Source organism: Klebsiella sp. MISC125 (genome assembly GCF_051131775.1).
In the GTDB taxonomy this organism is placed as follows: domain Bacteria; phylum Pseudomonadota; class Gammaproteobacteria; order Enterobacterales; family Enterobacteriaceae; genus Klebsiella.
This window is the reverse complement of record NZ_CP180448.1, coordinates 3,028,608-3,044,441: the sequence shown is the minus strand read 5'-3', so window position 1 is coordinate 3,044,441 and position 15,834 is coordinate 3,028,608. Positions and strand designations below refer to the sequence as shown.

The following is a 15,834-nucleotide window of genomic DNA, read 5'->3' as shown; positions in this document are numbered from 1 at the left end:
GTTGTGGGAGTGATATGATGACGGATAAAGTCCGTATTGATACTTTAGGCGCAGATTTATTAGATGCAAACAACGATACCTTTTTGGCCCGTCAGGCTGAATTCGAATCGAATGTCAGGAGCTACCCACGCAAGCTGCCCCTTGCGATTACCAAAGCGGAAGGCGTATGGCTGACCGATGCGGATAACAAACAGTACCTGGACTGCCTTGCCGGCGCCGGTACTCTGGCACTCGGTCACAACCACCCTGATGTGCTGCAGAGCATCCAAAGTGTCATTACCAGCGGCTTGCCGTTACATACTCTCGATCTGACGACTCCGTTAAAAGATCGCTTCTGTGAATACCTGCTCTCCCAGTTACCTGGCGAAGGTAAAGAATACTGCCTGCAGTTCACCGGCCCGACCGGTGCTGATGCCGTGGAAGCGGCGCTGAAGCTGGCGAAAAAATACACCGGCCGTTCTTCCATCATCAGCTTCTCCGGCGGTTACCACGGGATGACCCACGGTGCGCTGTCCGTCACCGGTAACCTGTCACCAAAAGAAGCCGTCAACGGTATGATGCCGGAAGTGCAGTTTATGCCTTATCCGCACCAGTACCGCTGCCCGCTGGGTATCGGCGGTGACGCAGGCGTGAAAGCGCTGACTTACTACTTCGAAAACCTGATCAACGACGTTGAAAGCGGCGTGCGTAAACCGGCGGCGGTGATCCTCGAAGCCGTTCAGGGTGAAGGCGGCGTGAACCCGGCTCCGGTCGAGTGGCTGCAGCGCATCCGTAAAGTGACGCAGGAACACGGCATTCTGCTGATTATCGATGAAGTTCAGGCGGGCTTTGCCCGTACCGGTAAATTCTTCGCCTTCGAACACGCGGGCATTGAGCCGGACATCATCGTGATGTCGAAAGCGGTAGGCGGCGGTCTGCCGATGGCCGTTCTGGGTATCAAAAAGCAGTTCGATGCCTGGGAACCGGGTCACCACACCGGCACCTTCCGCGGCAACCAGCTGGCGATGGCTACCGGCCTGACCACCCTGCGTCATCTGAAAGACAACAACATTGCCGATAAAGTCGCCGCCCAGGGCGAGTGGCTGAAAGGCAAACTGGCTGAGATGCAGAAACGTTACCCGGTTATCGGCCACGTGCGCGGTCTGGGCCTGATGATTGGTATCGAGATCGTCAAACCGAACGAAGCGCCGGATCACATGGGTAGCTACCCGGCTGATGGCGAGCTTTCTGCGCTGCTGCAGAAGAAATGCTTCGAAGCGGGCCTGATCCTCGAGCGCGGTGGCCGTCACGGCTGCGTACTGCGCCTGCTGCCGTCCCTGCTGATCAGCAACGCGGAACTGGAAATTTTCTTCGACAAATTTGAACAGGCCCTACTGGCCGCCGGCGTAAAACCGGTCTGAGTGGAGTAAGTGACCGCAATGTCCAAATTGAATCCAATTCTTGCTGGTTCCGCGCAGAGTATTGACGCCTATCAGCAAGCGATTGCTCAGACCAGCCAGGCGGTAGCGCAGTGGCTGCAGCAACCTGAGATGTATCAGGGGAAAAGCGTTGACGAGCTGCGTGAGCGCATCACCCTTGATTTCAACGAACAGGGTCTGGGCAACCAGGCGGCGATTGAACGTGCGATCGAGTACTTCCTGAAAGACAGCCTGTCGGTGCACCACCCGCAGTGCGTGGCGCACCTGCACTGCCCGAGCCTGGTGATTAGCCAGGCGGCGGAAGTGCTGATTAACGCCACCAATCAGAGCATGGACTCCTGGGATCAAAGCCCGTCGGCGACCATCATTGAGATCAAGCTGATTGAATGGCTGCGCGCTCAGGTCGGTTATGGCACAGGCGATGCGGGCGTATTTACCAGCGGCGGTACCCAGAGCAATATGATGGGTCTGATGCTGGCGCGCGATGCCTTCTTTGCCCGCCAGGGCCACTCCATTCAGCAGGATGGTCTGCCGGGCGATATTCGCCAGTACAAAGTGCTGTGTTCAGAAAATGCCCACTTCTCGGTACAGAAGAACATGGCACTGATGGGCCTTGGCTACCGTTCCGTGACGCTGGTAAAAACTGACGAATTCGCGCGGATGGACGTGGCGGACCTGAAAGCGAAAATCGCGCAAGCCCAGGCTAACGGCGAGCAGATTATGGCGATTGTCGCCACCGCTGGCACCACCGATGCGGGGGCGATTGACCCGCTGCGTGAAATCGCGGCAGTGGCGGCAGAGCACCAGATCTGGCTGCACGTTGACGCGGCATGGGGCGGCGCGCTGCTGATGTCGGAGAAATATCGCGATCGTCTGGACGGTATTGAGTTAGTGGATTCCATCACCCTGGATTTCCACAAACAGTTCTTCCAGACCATCAGCTGCGGCGCGTTTTTGTTAAAAGAAGCCCGCCATTATGAGCTGATGCGCTATCAGGCGGCCTATCTGAACTCTGAGTTCGATGAAGAGCACGGCGTGCCAAATCTGGTGTCCAAATCGCTGCAAACCACCCGCCGCTTCGATGCGCTGAAGCTGTGGATGGGTCTTGAGGCGCTGGGCCAGAAGCAGTACGCGGAGATCATCGATCACGGCGTGACGATGGCGCTGAACGTGGCGGATTATATCGAGACGCAGCCGACGCTGGAGCTGGTAATGCAGCCGCAGCTGGCGAGCGTGCTGTTCCGTTCGCGTCCGCAGCAGATGGCAGGCAGCGACGATGCCGCCATCGCCCTGCTTAACCAGCGGGTTGGCGATGCGCTATTGGCCTCCGGTCGTGCGAACGTCGGCGTGACCGAGCACAATGGTGTGACCTGCCTGAAGCTGACGCTGCTGAACCCGATCGTCACCTTAGATGACGTGAAGGTGCTGCTGAGCCTGGTAGAACGTACCGCCCAGGAACTGCTGGCGCAGTAAGCTAGTTTCGCAATAAACGCTGAAAAGCCGATAATTCACTTTATCGGCTTTTTTTTATATTTTAAAAAGTGACATTGTCACTAACAATCCCGGAGGCGGTGCTGCGCACCTGTCCGGGCTACAGCTTCACAGCCGCCTCCGGGGAAACAGCGCGCAATGCAGCCGCAGTCAATCTCCCCTTTAGCTAGCTCAGACTCTCGCCTCTTGTAACAGCTGCTGGATCATCTTCTCCTGCTGGGCGTAGTCCCCTTCGCCAAAAGCGGTATAGCGCAGCTTGCCTTTGGCATCGAACAGATAATGCGCGGGCCAATACTGATTACCAAACGCGTTCCAGATGGCGTAACCATTATCCGCCACAATAGGGTAAGTCAGCTGCCATTTTGTGACCGCTTCACGCAGCGCGGGCAGCGAACGCTCCCACGGATACTCCGGAGTATGTACGCCCACCACCACCAGCCCGGCAGCGCGATATTTATTCGCCCACTCGCGCACGTAGGGCAGCGTGTGCTGGCAGTTAATACAGTCCCAGGTCCAGAAGTCGATTAATACTACTTTGCCCTTTAGCGAAGCGTTACTGAGCGGCGGACTATTGATCCACGTACTACCGCCTTCCAGTGCAGGCATTTCGCTGGTTGGTTGCGGCGCAACAACCGGCTGGAGAACCGCTTTTTGCTCCGGCGGTGGCAAACCAGCGCTGAGACGCTGCTCCAGCCGTTGCGTCAATCCGTTAGCCTCTTGTAGAAAACTGTCCGCCCCGCTGGCTATCAGCACCACCGATGCCAGCATCGCCACGCCCGCCAGCTGACGCAGGCGTTCGCTAAAAGCCAGACCTTTACGCAAACGCGCAGTCAGCCGCGAGCCGAACAGCCACAACAGTGCCAGCATCAGCGCGCTACCGCTACCGTAAGACAGCAGCAGTAATCCGCTGGTGACCGAGCTGCCCTGAATAAATCCAAGGCTGAGGATCGCGCCCAGTACCGGCCCGGCGCACGGTGCCCACAGCAAGCCGGTGGCCAGACCCGCCAGCAGCGCGCCCGCCCCTCCGGCGTGCTGATAGCTGCGCGCGTTAATACGATTACCTAACGCCACCATCGGAGCCGCCAGGCGCTGCGCGGCCTTTGTGGATATCAGGCTCACTCCGACCAGCGCCAAAAACAGCAGCGCCAGCCAGCGTCCGGCAAGCGTCAGGCTCACCACCCAACTACTGGCAACCGTCACCAGCAGCGAAACGGCGGTAAACATCAGCACCATGCCGCTAAGCATCAGCAGCAGATGTGCCCTTTTACCGCGCACGCTGGCAAAAATTAACGGGATAACCGGCAAGGTACAGGGGCTCAGCAGCGTCAGCATACCGCCGAAAAAAGCAATCAGAATGGACATACACGCTCTCCTCAGATGAGTTAGCTGCCTGTAGCGGCAGCCAACCCATTACAGCAGGCGTATGTATGGCTAAAGTGTCTGAAATAGCGGGAACTTGTCAGCTTAGTTATCTGTAGCGCCCGGGGATACAGAAGGATACAAAGCGGTGGCAAACAGCAGTACCGAAGCCTCCAGCCCCCCCCTTGAGCAATTGCGCAGCGTCAGCTTGCCCGCCATCTGACTGGCTAGCTGCGCGGCAATTGCCAGACCCAGCCCGGTGCCGCCGGTATCGCGATTGCGCGAATTCTCCAGCCGATAAAAAGGTTGCAGCACCGCCTCCAGTTGATCATCGGGGATCCCTGGCCCTTCATCGGCAACCTTAATTGTAATATCACCGTTTTGCGCATCTTCGAGGCTAACGGTGACGCTATCGCCAAATTTCAGCCCATTATCAATCAGATTGCTCATAATGCGCCGCAGCGCCTGCGGCTGAATCAGCACCGGTCGCTGGATAGCGCCGGGAATAAAGCGCACCGCTTTGCCAACATCAGCATAATCACAGACGATAGTGTCGAGAAAATCATTCAGGTTGAGACGCTGGCGCGACTCTTCCAGCGGCTGGGCGGAGCGGGCAAAAGCGATCCCTTCTCTGACCAGGCGGGTCATATTGTCCAGGTCTTCCAGGAGCTTGTCGCGTAATTCCGGCTGTTCCGCCATCTCGACCCGCAGCTTCATTCGGGTAATTGGCGTTTGCAGATCGTGAGAGATCGCCGCGAGGATCCGCGCTCGCTCCTGTAAATGGTCGTGAATACGCGTCTGCATGGCGTTAAATGCCCGCGCCGCGTGGCGAACTTCAACCGGCCCCTGCTCCGCCATCACCTCAGGCACATTCATTGCCGGTTCGAGGTGGTCAATGGCGCGGGTGAAGCGGGTCATCGGACGCACCACCTGACGCACGGCGTACCAGGCACAAAACAACAACAGTAAGAATTGTGCGGCCAGTACCACGGGTAGCCAACGGGCGATCGCCGGCAGGCGCGGCCACAAATCAATGGTTAGCGGCGCGCCGTCGTGCAGGGTAAGGTGGGCCTGAATATGCTCGCGCGGACCGGGGATCGCCACAATGCTTAGCGGATAAGTGCCGCTGAGCGTTTCTTGCAAAGTCCGCACCGCATCACGTACCCGCCAGCTAGTGGGATAGTCGCCGCCTTGCCCCGCCGTAAGCTGATAGCGATAGTTACCGCGCGCCAGCCGCGCCAGCCACTGTGGGCGTTCGGCGGCAGGAAGACGATTAAGGATCGCCACGCTGGTGGCGACATCGTATTCGAGGTTGCCCAGCATCACGCTGCGGGCGCTGCTCATCCTCTCATAAAGTAACAACGATAGCGTTAAGGCGTTCGCCAGCAGCAGCGCGAGGAAAATCATCACGACCAGTCGGGACTGCAACGATGCGGGCCAGAGCTTCATTCGCGAGCCTCGCGAATCGACACCGGAACCGAGAGCACATAGCCTTCGCTACGGACGGTTTTGATATAGGCCGGTTCGCGGGCATCTTCACGCAGGCGCTGACGTAAACGGCTCACCAGCAGGTCAATGGAGCGCTCGAACAGTTCGGCATCCCTTCCCTGCGTCAAATTCAGCAGCTGATCGCGATTCAGTACCCGCTGCGGGTGATCGAGGAAAACCCGCAATAACCGATATTCCGCACCGCTTAGCGCGACGATAGTGCCGCTGTCATCAAGCAGATGCCTTGCCGAGGTATCCAGCAGCCAGTCGCCAAAGGCGATGAGTCGTCCGGCCTCGGTAATCTGCAAATTTGGCGGCAGCGCCCGGGTGCGGCGCAGAATGGCCTTGATGCGCGCCAGCAGCTCGCGAGCGACAAAGGGCTTCACCAGATAGTCATCGGCACCCATTTCAAGCCCCAGAATTCGGTCGCTGTCGTCGGTGCGCGCGGTCAACATCAGAACCGGAATGTCCTGCTGACCGTTGCTGCGCAGTTGGCGACAGAGAATTAAACCGTCGTCGCCGGGCAGCATCAGATCCAGAACGATCAGGTCCACCTGATGCGCGTTAAGCACCGCCCACATCGCCTTGCCGTTGGCGGCCCCCGTCGCGCGATATCCCGACTTTTCCAGATAACCGGTGACCAGCTCACGAATATCACGGTCATCATCAACAACCAGAATATGATCAATACGTTCCAAAGCAGGCTCCGGTAAAAAAATGCCACTCAAAGAGAATATGCGCTATCGCCGGAAGCGCAACTTCACACCCCGGCGCAGCAGTTACAGATGATCGGCATCGACAATCGCCTGCACGAACGCCTGGGGGGCTTCCTGCGGCGGGTTATGGCCGATATTGCCTTTGAATTCGCGATGCTCGTATTTGCCAGTAAATTTAGCGCGATAGCTTTCAGGTGCCGGGTGCGGCGCACCGTTGTTATCACCTTCGATGGTGATGGTCGGAACGCCAATAGTCGGCAAAGCCGCCAGTTTCTGCTCGTAGTTTGCGTATTTCGCTTCGCCTTTCTCCAGCCCTAAGCGCCAGCGGTAGTTGCTAATGGTCACCGCCACGTGATCGGGGTTATCCAGCGCCTGCGCGCTCTGTGCAAACTGCGTATCACTAAACTGCCAGCCCGGTGAAGCCTGGTGCCAGATAAACTTCGCAAAATCGTGAGTGTTCTGCCGATAGCCCGCCTCACCGCGTGGGGTGGCAAAATAGAACTGATACCACCACGACAGCTCGGCCTGCGGCGGCAGCGGTTTTTCGCCAATTTGCTGGCTGCTAATCAGATACCCGCTCACCGAAACAAGCGACTTCACCCGCTCCGGCCACAGCGCGGCTACGATATCCGCCGTACGTGCGCCCCAGTCAAAACCGGCAAAATCAGCTTGTTTGATATGCAAGGCATCCATCAGATTGACGATATCTTTCGCCATTGCCGAAGGCTGACCGTTACGCGGCGTTTTCGCTGAAATAAAGCGCGTGGTGCCGTAACCGCGCAGATAAGGCACGATCACCCGGTAGCCCTTCTGCGCCAGCGCCGGTGCGACGGCGGCGTAGCTCTGAATATCATAAGGCCAGCCGTGTAGCAGGATCACCGCTTGCCCGTCGCGCGGGCCGATATCCACATAGCCAATATTGAGATCGCCCGCCTGTATCTGATGCAGAGCGTTAAAGGCGGCGCTGTCCTCCGCCGCGCAGACGCTGGCGGAAACCAGTGAGGAGCAAATTAGCGCCAGGGCGGCATATTTACGGGATAAAAAAATGGTGTTCATGATGGTTGCCTCTTCATGGTTTGGATGACAGGCCTATCACAACACCGCGATGTATCTGCACTGTGCGCGCAGAGGGGGGATTTTGTCGCACCGTGTATCGTCATTGAACTCAGATACACGGTGATACAAAACGGAAAAATCAGACGTTATCCGGCGGCAAATAGTTAGCCACAAAACGAGTCAAAATCGCCGATGCCACAGGACTCTCTTCGACTTCACGGCTCAGTTTGTCCGGGTCAACGCCCTCATTACGCAGAACCGCCTGACGATACGCAATCAGCGAGCGGGCAATTTCCGGAGTGATTTCCGGGTGGAACTGCGTGGAGACGGCATGCTCGCCATAGCGAACAATCTGGTGCGCATCGTGACTGGACGAGGCCAGCACCTTCGCCCCTTGCGGCAGTCGGGTCACGGTTTGCATATGCGTAAGATGTGCGCTGAAGGGGGCCGGATGGTCAGCCAGCAGGCTGTCAGTTAATCCATTCGCAGAGAGAGTAACGGTTTTGCTTCCGGCTTCGCGCCCTGCAGGATGGTAATCCACCTCGCCACCAAGGGCGTGCGCCATAAGCTGATGCCCATAGCAAACGCCAAACAGCGGCATCTCAATAGCCATCGCGTCGCGGATCCACCCGGCGGTCATTTCACTCCATGGCAGGCGCTCGGTCACCATATCCCATGACCCGGTGATCACCGCCACGGTGTGGTTATCCGGCGCGGGAAGCGGTTCCCCGGCAAACACCCGCGCCACGCTGATTTTATTGCGCCACGGCGCGAGCAAATGACCGAACCAGACGGGAAGATCGCCATGGTCAGAGGCGATTTCAACCGGCGGAGTGCCGGTCTGGATAAGAAGTAGCGTATTTCGGCTTAACGACATCAGAACGCCTTTTTCACAACAACACAGAACTCTACTATGAGCAAAAGCGCTAACGGCGGCAAATAACCAATCCGTTAACGCTTATGCTCTGAGTGAATAATGCCCTATTGCGCGTCGGCGCTGTCTACCTGCGGCACCGTCGATTGTGCACCTTGCGCCGCTGGCGCATTGGCAGGGTCAAAAATATGGTCGAGGATCGCGCGTGCCGTTGGCCCGGCAACCACGCCATCGCCGCCACCGTTTTCCAGAATCAACGCCATCGCTACCTTCGGATGCTGATACGGCGCAAACAGGGTATAGAAAATATGATCGCGCAGGCGGACCGGGATCATTTTGGCGTTATACACCTGATTCTCCTTCAGGCTGAAGACCTGCGAAGTCCCGGATTTCGCCGCAATCTGATACGGCGCGGTATGAAACAGCTTATAGCCCGTGCCGTTGGGCTGGTTCGCCATGCCGTACATCCCGTTGCGCACGATTCCCCAATACGGTGAATGCGGGTCGCCAACCTGCGGTAAATTTTGCGGCGGCTGATAGCGCTCAACCTTATTGCCCTGTTTCATAGAGTAAAGCAGATGCGGGTTTTGCACTTTGCCGTTATTGATAAGCGTAGTCAGCGCTTTCACCATCTGAATCGGCGTAGCGATCCAGTAGCCCTGGCCGATGCCGACGGAGATAGTGTCCCCTTGATACCACGGTTTTTTATGCACCCGTTGCTTCCATTCCCGGCTCGGCAACACTCCGGCGTACTCTTCGTTAAGATCGATGCCGGTTGATTGGCCATAGCCGAATTTGCTTAACCACTCATGGATACGGTCGATGCCCATTTCGAACGCCACCTGGTAGAAAAAGGTATCCGCCGACTCTTCAATCGCTTTGGTGACGTTAAGCATGCCGTGACCGCTCTTCAGCCAGTCGCGATAGCGCCGCTGGGTGCCGGGTAGCGTCCAGGTCGGCGCGCCGAAGAAAGAAGTTGTTGGGGTGATGACCCCTGCCGACAGCGCCGACAGCGCCATATAGGGTTTAACCGTTGAGGCGGGCGGATACAGCCCTTGGGTTACCCGGTTAATCAGCGGCCGGTCAGGATTATCGAGCAGCGAGCGGTAGGATTGATAACCAATTCCCCTGACAAACGGGTTCGGGTCATAGCTGGGGCTGGAAACCATTGCCAGCACCCCGCCGTCGCGCGGATCGACCGCGACCACCGCCGCACGCTGCCCCTTCAGCACCGACTCGATATACTGCTGCAAATGCAGATCCAGCGTCAGGTAGATGTTCTTTCCGGCAACCGGCGGCACCTCTTTTAGCAGACGTACCACCCGGCCATGGTTATCCACCTCAACTTCCTGATAACCCGTGGTGCCGTGCAGCGCTTTCTCGTAATAGCCTTCAATGCCCTGCTTGCCGATATTATGGTCAGCGGCGTAGTTCTCTTCTTCGCCCGCTTTCGCCAGCTTTTGCAGGTCACTGTCGTTGATTTTCGAGACATAACCGACAACGTGCGCCAGCTCCGCGCCATACGGGTAATCGCGCTGCTGATAGCTATCAACGGTGACGCCGGGGAAATGAAATTCATTGACCGCAAAGCGCGCCACTTCCACGTCGCTGAGATCCGATTTTAAGGTCACCTCTTTATAGCGGCTGTTGTGGTGCATGTCGTCGCGGAAATCAGCAATATCTTCGGGCGTTAAATCAACAATCGGCGTGAGCTGTTGCAGCAGCGCCGTCATATCGGCGATTTTGCTCGGGATCACCTGTAAACGGTACAGGGTGATGTTTTGCACCAGCGGAATGCCGTTGCGGTCGAAAATCAGTCCCCGGCTCGGCGCAATCGGCAGCATTTTGATGTCGTTCTGATTTGAGCGAGTTTGATAGAAGTCGTGCTGATCGACCTGCAGGCGGTAGAGGTTAATAATCAGGATGGCAAAGCAGACCACCACCAGTAGAAAAGCAATGACAGCACGGCGAATAAATAGCATCTCTTCCGCTGAGTGGTCGCGAATTTCATCTCTCATTAGGGACATTAGCGGTCATTTACCTGGATTACAAAGGGCCTGAAAAGGGAAAAGCGGGGAAGAATAGCGTTATCGACGCGGGAGCCCTACCGAAAGGTTGCTAATGATTTGGCAGAAATGTATCAGTATGTGAGGGATAATAAGTGACAACGTCACACTATTGACCTCTGCTGGCAACTCAACAGAGGTCAATACCCATTAGCCAGCATAAAGAGAGGCCGTCTGCTACCTGCGTGCCTCAAAGGCGATTTTAACCGCCATCCCCGCCAGTACCGTCGCCATCAACCAGCGCTGAAACTGCTGCCATAAAGGGCGTCCGGCAAGAAACAACGAAACCTGTCCGGCCATCACCACAAGCAGCGCATTGACCGCTACGCTAATTATTGCCTGCGTAAACCCCAGCACTAAAGACTGAGAGAGAATGCTGCCGTGTCCTGGCGTAATAAACTGCGGTAACAAAGAGAGGTACATAATGGCGATTTTTGGATTCGCCAGATTGGTCACAAAGCCCATCAAAAACAGTTTGCGGCCGCTATCTGCGGGCAGATCGCGCACCGCAAAGACCGAACGGCCTCCCGGCTTCACCGCCTGCCAGGCCAGATACAGCAAATATGCGACGCCGCTGATGCGTAAAATGTCATATGCATAGGGAACAGCGAAGATCAGCGCGGTGATACCGAAGGCGGCGCACAGCATATAAAACACAAAACCCAGCGCCACGCCGCCCAGAGAAACCAGCCCGGCCCTTCTTCCCTGGCAAATCGAGCGCGAAATCAGATAGATCATATTCGGCCCCGGCGTCAGCACCAGACCAAGGGCGACAAGAGCAAAGGTTAGCAACGACGAAAACTCAGGCATAGCATATCTCCAGTCAATGAAGTGATGCCCAGGCGCGCGGCGGCTAAAACCATGCTCCCCAACAGTAACCTGTCTTAAGCGCCAGTAACATGGTGCTGAACAGTATGGTCGCGTTCGGCGGCGAGCGGCAACTCACCTGAACAGGTGGGCGCCATCTTTCAGCTGATTTTGTCTTTTTGCGCCGTACTGGAGCGATAGATAAAGAAAAGCGCCAGCCCCAGGCAGATAATCGCCCCCAGCCGTCCAGGCGAAAAAGTGATGGCATCATTTCCCAGCCAGCCAAAGTTATCAATCAGCAGACTCATGGCCAGTTGGCCAAAAATCACCGCCACCGTCGCCGTTGCGGTGCCAATACGCTGTACCGCCAGCACCATAATCACAATATAGGGCACGCCGCAGAATGCGCCCAGAAGCTGCCATTTCGGTACGTCCAGCAGCGTAGCCGCCTGACGGGGTTCAAAGTAAAAAATCAGTAGCGCCGTAATCACGCCACCTACCGCAAAAGTGAGAAACGCACTACGGAATACGCCAACCTGGCTGCCTAGCCGGCCATTGATTGCTGCCTGCATGCTCAACATTGCGCCGCCAACCAGCGCCAGCAAAATCATTATGCTACTCATGAGATATCCTCAGCTTGTGGCGATTAAAATCAGGGCGACAACGATAAACAGCAGAGCGATAAGCCGCCGACCATCAATTTTACGTTTTGGCGAGCCAAACAATCCGTAATGGTCGATCAGCAGGCTTTTGCATACCTGACCGGCGAGAATGCCAATCATGGTCATGGCGATACCGATAACCGGCACGGCAACAGTTAAGATGACGACGTAAATCGGCCCCAGAATTCCCCCGGTGAGCTGCCAGCCCGGCAAGGAGAAAAATGAAGGGCTTTGTCGTGGGCCAAACAGCAGCATCAGCAGAAACGTCAGCGCGGTTCCAACGCCAAAAATACTGAATGTGGCCCATAAATCCCCTACCTGCCCGGCCAGTGGCCCTAAAAGACCGGCTTCAACGGACAATCCCATACCGCCGACAATCACCAAAAAAATCAGTAATAACTGCATCGTTGCTACTCGCTTATTGATCAGGCGGCAGAGCATAAAGCAGCGGAGTGATGTAAAAAACGATACAATCAAGGAAACACTTTTGCGGATATTGCATTAATGAGTGATGCAGACAATGTGAATTTTCGGGCGCTACAGCTATTTATCGCTGTTTACGACAGCCAGAGTTTTTCAGTAGTCGCACGGCGGGAAGGTGTTTCTCCCTCTATGGTGTCGCGGGTCATCCATCAGCTTGAGGACTCCCTCGGTCAACAGCTGTTTTATCGAAACACCCGCGCAGTGGTGCCAACCGAAGCCGGACGCCTGTTCGCCACTCATGCCAGAAGCATCAGCGAACAGTTCAGCGCCGCCAGGCGCGATCTTCAGGACCGGAGCCTCCAGCCTGGTGGACTGGTGCGCATCAACGCCCCGGTCTATTTTGGTCAGCGCCATATCGCGCCGTGGCTGCCGGGCCTGACGGAACAGTATCCGCAGATGCAAATTGAACTGGCGCTGACCGATGACTTCATCGACCCTCACCGTGAAGCGACCGACGTTATTTTTCGTATCGGCAGCCTGCCGGATTCCAGCGTTCATGCCAGAGTGCTTGGTATGCAGCACCACTACCTGGTTGCAGCCCCGGAATATCTACAACGGCGCGGCATTCCGGAGACCCCAGAGGATCTTCGCCAACACAATACGCTGGTCTACAGCGGTTCAAACGGACCTAATCGCTGGCTGTTCCGCCTTGCGGATGGAGAATGGGTGCACCATCCGCAAACTCCGCAGTTGGCCTCAAACAATGCCGATGCGTTGCTAACCTCTGCGCTGGGCGGTATGGGCGTGGTGCTATTTCCCGACTGGATGGTGAATGAAGCGATTGGCGAAGGAAGGCTTATTAAACTGATGACCAATTATACCGCCGCTATCAGCAGTACGCCTTCGCCGGTTTCCGCTATTTACCCTCACGCCCGGCATCCCTCACTAAACGTGCGCGCGGTGATTGACTATTTTATCGACGCTTTTGGTACGCCTTTATACTGGCAGCGCTAAGCGGTTATACGCACTAAAATTGTCATAACTCAAACAATTAGCATTCGATGAAGACGAAAGCACTTTAACGTTTCCTTTACCCCTTTGTTACGACTATGGTTATTACGGTGGTTTTGATAACCAACCGTTTAACAACAATAATTGCACGGTTTTTATAATAGTAATTGAACGGAAATAGCTATTAAATCCGTAGACTCATTCAAATATCGCTTATTGGTAGCAGTGTATATCGTAATGGCATTCACAAAAGCAAACGGAGCCTGATATGAGCACGTCAAACGATCCTTCGAACACTCCATCGGCAGGGAAATGCCCTTTTCACGCCGAAACGCCAACGCAGAGCGCCGGTGGTGGTACCGGCAACCGCGACTGGTGGCCAAACCAACTACGTGTGGACCTGCTAAATCAGCACTCCAATCGATCGAACCCGCTGGGTGAAAATTTTAACTACCGGGAAGAATTCAAAAAACTCGACTATTCAGCGCTGAAAGCCGATATCCGCGCCGTGTTGACCGACTCGCAGGAGTGGTGGCCAGCAGACTGGGGCAGCTATATCGGGCTATTTATTCGTATGGCCTGGCACGGTGCAGGTACTTACCGTACCGTTGACGGACGCGGCGGCGCAGGCCGTGGTCAGCAGCGCTTTGCGCCGCTGAACTCCTGGCCGGATAACGTCAGCCTGGATAAAGCTCGTCGCCTGCTATGGCCGGTGAAACAGAAATATGGTCAGAAAATTTCCTGGGCCGACCTGTATATGCTCGCAGGTAACGTGGCGCTGGAAAACTCCGGTTTCCGTACCTTTGGTTTCGGTGCCGGTCGTGAAGATGTGTGGGAACCCGATCTGGATGTTGACTGGGGCAATGAAACCGAGTGGCTGGCGCATCGCCATCCGGAAAGCCTGAATAAGCAAGCCATTGGCGCCACCGAGATGGGTCTGATCTACGTTAACCCGGAAGGGCCTAACGCCAGCGGTGACCCGCTCTCCGCAGCCTCTGCGATTCGCGCCACCTTTGGCAATATGGCGATGGACGATGAAGAGATCGTCGCGCTGATCGCCGGGGGACATACGCTGGGTAAAACGCACGGTTCCGCAGTGACCACCCACGTTGGCGCCGAGCCGGAAGCGGCACCAATCGAAGCACAGGGCCTCGGCTGGGCGAACAGCTACGGCAGCGGTGCGGGCGCGGATGCCATCACCTCCGGCCTGGAAGTGGTCTGGACGCAAACCCCGACCCAGTGGAGCAACTACTTCTTCGAAAACCTGTACAAATATGAGTGGGTACAGACCCGCAGCCCGGCTGGCGCAATCCAGTTTGAAGCGCAGGACGCTCCGGAGATTATTCCTGACCCGTTTAATCCGGATAAAAAACGTAAGCCGACGATGCTGGTTACCGACCTGACGCTGCGCTTCGATCCGGAATTCGATAAGATTTCCCGCCGTTTCCTTAACGATCCGCAGGCCTTTAACGAAGCCTTTGCCCGCGCGTGGTTCAAACTGATCCACCGCGATATGGGGCCGAAATCCCGTTACATGGGCCCGGAAGTACCGAAAGAAGATCTGATCTGGCAAGACCCGTTACCGGCAGCCATCCACGCTCCGACCCCAGCGGATATCGCCACGCTGAAAACCGCCATTGCCGAGGCAGGCCTGTCGGTCAGTGAACTGGTTTCCGTTGCCTGGGCATCAGCGTCCACCTTCCGTGGTGGCGATAAGCGCGGCGGTGCCAACGGCGCGCGTCTGGCGCTGGAGCCGCAGAAATCCTGGCCAGTCAACGCTATTGCCTCCCGCGTTCTGCCGACGCTACAAGCGATTCAGAAAGCGTCGGGCAAAGCGTCATTGGCCGATATCATCGTGCTGGCAGGCGTGGTTGGTATTGAGCAAGCCGCTGCCGCTGCGGGCGTACGGGTAAACGTACCGTTTGCGCCTGGCCGCGTTGATGCGCGTCAGGATCAGACCGATGTTGAAGCGATGGACCTGTTGCAACCATTGGCCGATGGCTTCCGTAACTATCGTCGCGTTGAAGGTGGCGTTTCAACAGAGACCTTGCTGATCGATAAAGCACAGCAGCTAACCCTGACGGCTCCGGAAATGACCGTTCTGGTCGGTGGTCTACGTGCGCTGGGAGCGAACTTTGATGGCAGCCAGCACGGCGTATTTACTGACCGTATGGGCGTGTTGAGCAATGATTTCTTCGCCAATCTGCTCAGTATGGGCACCGTCTGGAAAGCCGTGGACGAGCAATCTGAGCTGTTTGTCGGTCGTGACCGTAAGAGCGGCGAAGAGAAATACACCGCGACCCGCGTTGATCTGGTATTTGGTTCCAACTCCGTGCTTCGTGCGCTGGCGGAAGTTTATGCCAGCAGCGATGCGCAGCAGAAATTTGTCACCGATTTCGTGGCAGCATGGACCAAAGTGATGAATCTGGATCGCTTCGATCTGTAATCCCTTCCCCGACGGGC

Annotated in this window: 13 protein-coding genes and 1 riboswitch; of the genes, 4 read left to right on the top strand and 9 right to left on the bottom strand. The window is 56.4% G+C overall.

Going from position 1 to position 15,834, the window contains the following annotated elements; all coding sequences use genetic code 11:
• Nucleotides 1-14 precede the first annotated feature (14 nt).
• Both ACMYSL_RS14410 and ACMYSL_RS14405 read left to right on the top strand, forming a co-directional pair.
• Entirely contained in the window at nt 15-1,400 is a 1,386-nt protein-coding gene (locus tag ACMYSL_RS14410; RefSeq protein WP_181486203.1) for a diaminobutyrate--2-oxoglutarate transaminase, read from the top strand.
• 9 nt (nt 1,401-1,409) lie between these two features.
• A complete protein-coding gene (locus ACMYSL_RS14405; protein WP_434663724.1) occupies nt 1,410-2,891 on the top strand; it encodes a pyridoxal phosphate-dependent decarboxylase family protein in 1,482 nt (493 codons plus the stop codon).
• 189 nt (nt 2,892-3,080) lie between these two features.
• Here the strand turns inward: ACMYSL_RS14405 and ACMYSL_RS14400 are convergent, their stop codons facing one another.
• From ACMYSL_RS14400 to ACMYSL_RS14360, 9 genes are all read right to left on the bottom strand, one after another.
• Entirely contained in the window at nt 3,081-4,271 is a 1,191-nt protein-coding gene (locus ACMYSL_RS14400; protein WP_434663722.1) for a cytochrome c biogenesis protein DipZ, read from the bottom strand.
• Nucleotides 4,272-4,373: 102 nt separating this feature from the next.
• Nucleotides 4,374-5,717, bottom strand: a complete 1,344-nt coding sequence (locus ACMYSL_RS14395; protein ID WP_434663719.1) for an ATP-binding protein — start codon at nt 5,715-5,717, stop codon at nt 4,374-4,376.
• Nucleotides 5,714-6,454: a response regulator gene (locus tag ACMYSL_RS14390; protein ID WP_304259277.1), complete on the bottom strand. Its 741-nt coding sequence runs from the start codon at nt 6,452-6,454 to the stop codon at nt 5,714-5,716. The genes ACMYSL_RS14395 and ACMYSL_RS14390 overlap by 4 nt, the downstream gene beginning before the upstream one ends.
• A gap of 81 nt (nt 6,455-6,535) precedes the next feature.
• A complete protein-coding gene (locus ACMYSL_RS14385; protein ID WP_434663717.1) occupies nt 6,536-7,528 on the bottom strand; it encodes an alpha/beta fold hydrolase in 993 nt (330 codons plus the stop codon).
• 139 nt (nt 7,529-7,667) lie between these two features.
• Nucleotides 7,668-8,405: a glutamine amidotransferase gene (locus tag ACMYSL_RS14380; protein WP_434663714.1), complete on the bottom strand. Its 738-nt coding sequence runs from the start codon at nt 8,403-8,405 to the stop codon at nt 7,668-7,670.
• A 104-nt stretch (nt 8,406-8,509) separates the two neighbouring features.
• On the bottom strand, nt 8,510-10,429 hold the full coding sequence (gene mrdA / locus ACMYSL_RS14375; RefSeq protein ID WP_434663712.1) for a penicillin-binding protein 2: 1,920 nt from the start codon (nt 10,427-10,429) through the stop codon (nt 8,510-8,512).
• 216 nt (nt 10,430-10,645) lie between these two features.
• Complete coding sequence (locus ACMYSL_RS14370) at nt 10,646-11,278, bottom strand: LysE family translocator (protein ID WP_434663709.1); 633 nt, start codon at nt 11,276-11,278, stop codon at nt 10,646-10,648.
• A gap of 19 nt (nt 11,279-11,297) precedes the next feature.
• A riboswitch (ZMP/ZTP riboswitch) is annotated at nt 11,298-11,377 on the bottom strand.
• Nucleotides 11,378-11,436: 59 nt separating this feature from the next.
• Nucleotides 11,437-11,898: a DMT family transporter gene (locus tag ACMYSL_RS14365; RefSeq protein WP_434663707.1), complete on the bottom strand. Its 462-nt coding sequence runs from the start codon at nt 11,896-11,898 to the stop codon at nt 11,437-11,439.
• A 9-nt stretch (nt 11,899-11,907) separates the two neighbouring features.
• Nucleotides 11,908-12,342, bottom strand: coding sequence for a DMT family transporter (locus tag ACMYSL_RS14360; RefSeq protein ID WP_181486193.1), 435 nt, complete (start codon nt 12,340-12,342; stop codon nt 11,908-11,910).
• 99 nt (nt 12,343-12,441) lie between these two features.
• Between ACMYSL_RS14360 and ACMYSL_RS14355 the strand changes: the two genes are divergently transcribed.
• Both ACMYSL_RS14355 and katG read left to right on the top strand, forming a co-directional pair.
• Nucleotides 12,442-13,374, top strand: coding sequence for a LysR substrate-binding domain-containing protein (locus ACMYSL_RS14355; RefSeq protein ID WP_434663705.1), 933 nt, complete (start codon nt 12,442-12,444; stop codon nt 13,372-13,374).
• Between the two features lie 265 nt (nt 13,375-13,639).
• Nucleotides 13,640-15,817 (top strand): catalase/peroxidase HPI, encoded by a 2,178-nt coding sequence (katG, locus tag ACMYSL_RS14350; protein WP_434663703.1) that lies wholly within the window; start codon nt 13,640-13,642, stop codon nt 15,815-15,817.
• Nucleotides 15,818-15,834: the final 17 nt, after the last annotated feature.

Bases quoted from the DNA above. Each gene is read 5' to 3' on its own strand.
- ACMYSL_RS14385 (WP_434663717.1), bottom strand. From the start codon at position 7,528: ATGAACACCATTTTTTTATCCCGTAAATATGCCGCCCTGGCGCTAATT.
- ACMYSL_RS14370 (WP_434663709.1), bottom strand. From the start codon at position 11,278: ATGCCTGAGTTTTCGTCGTTGCTAACCTTTGCTCTTGTCGCCCTTGGT.
- ACMYSL_RS14400 (WP_434663722.1), bottom strand. From the start codon at position 4,271: ATGTCCATTCTGATTGCTTTTTTCGGCGGTATGCTGACGCTGCTGAGC.
- ACMYSL_RS14355 (WP_434663705.1), top strand. From the start codon at position 12,442: ATGAGTGATGCAGACAATGTGAATTTTCGGGCGCTACAGCTATTTATC.
- ACMYSL_RS14360 (WP_181486193.1), bottom strand. From the start codon at position 12,342: ATGCAGTTATTACTGATTTTTTTGGTGATTGTCGGCGGTATGGGATTG.
- ACMYSL_RS14395 (WP_434663719.1), bottom strand. From the start codon at position 5,717: ATGAAGCTCTGGCCCGCATCGTTGCAGTCCCGACTGGTCGTGATGATT.
- ACMYSL_RS14380 (WP_434663714.1), bottom strand. From the start codon at position 8,405: ATGTCGTTAAGCCGAAATACGCTACTTCTTATCCAGACCGGCACTCCG.
- ACMYSL_RS14365 (WP_434663707.1), bottom strand. From the start codon at position 11,898: ATGAGTAGCATAATGATTTTGCTGGCGCTGGTTGGCGGCGCAATGTTG.
- katG (WP_434663703.1), top strand. From the start codon at position 13,640: ATGAGCACGTCAAACGATCCTTCGAACACTCCATCGGCAGGGAAATGC.
- mrdA (WP_434663712.1), bottom strand. From the start codon at position 10,429: ATGTCCCTAATGAGAGATGAAATTCGCGACCACTCAGCGGAAGAGATG.
- ACMYSL_RS14410 (WP_181486203.1), top strand. From the start codon at position 15: ATGATGACGGATAAAGTCCGTATTGATACTTTAGGCGCAGATTTATTA.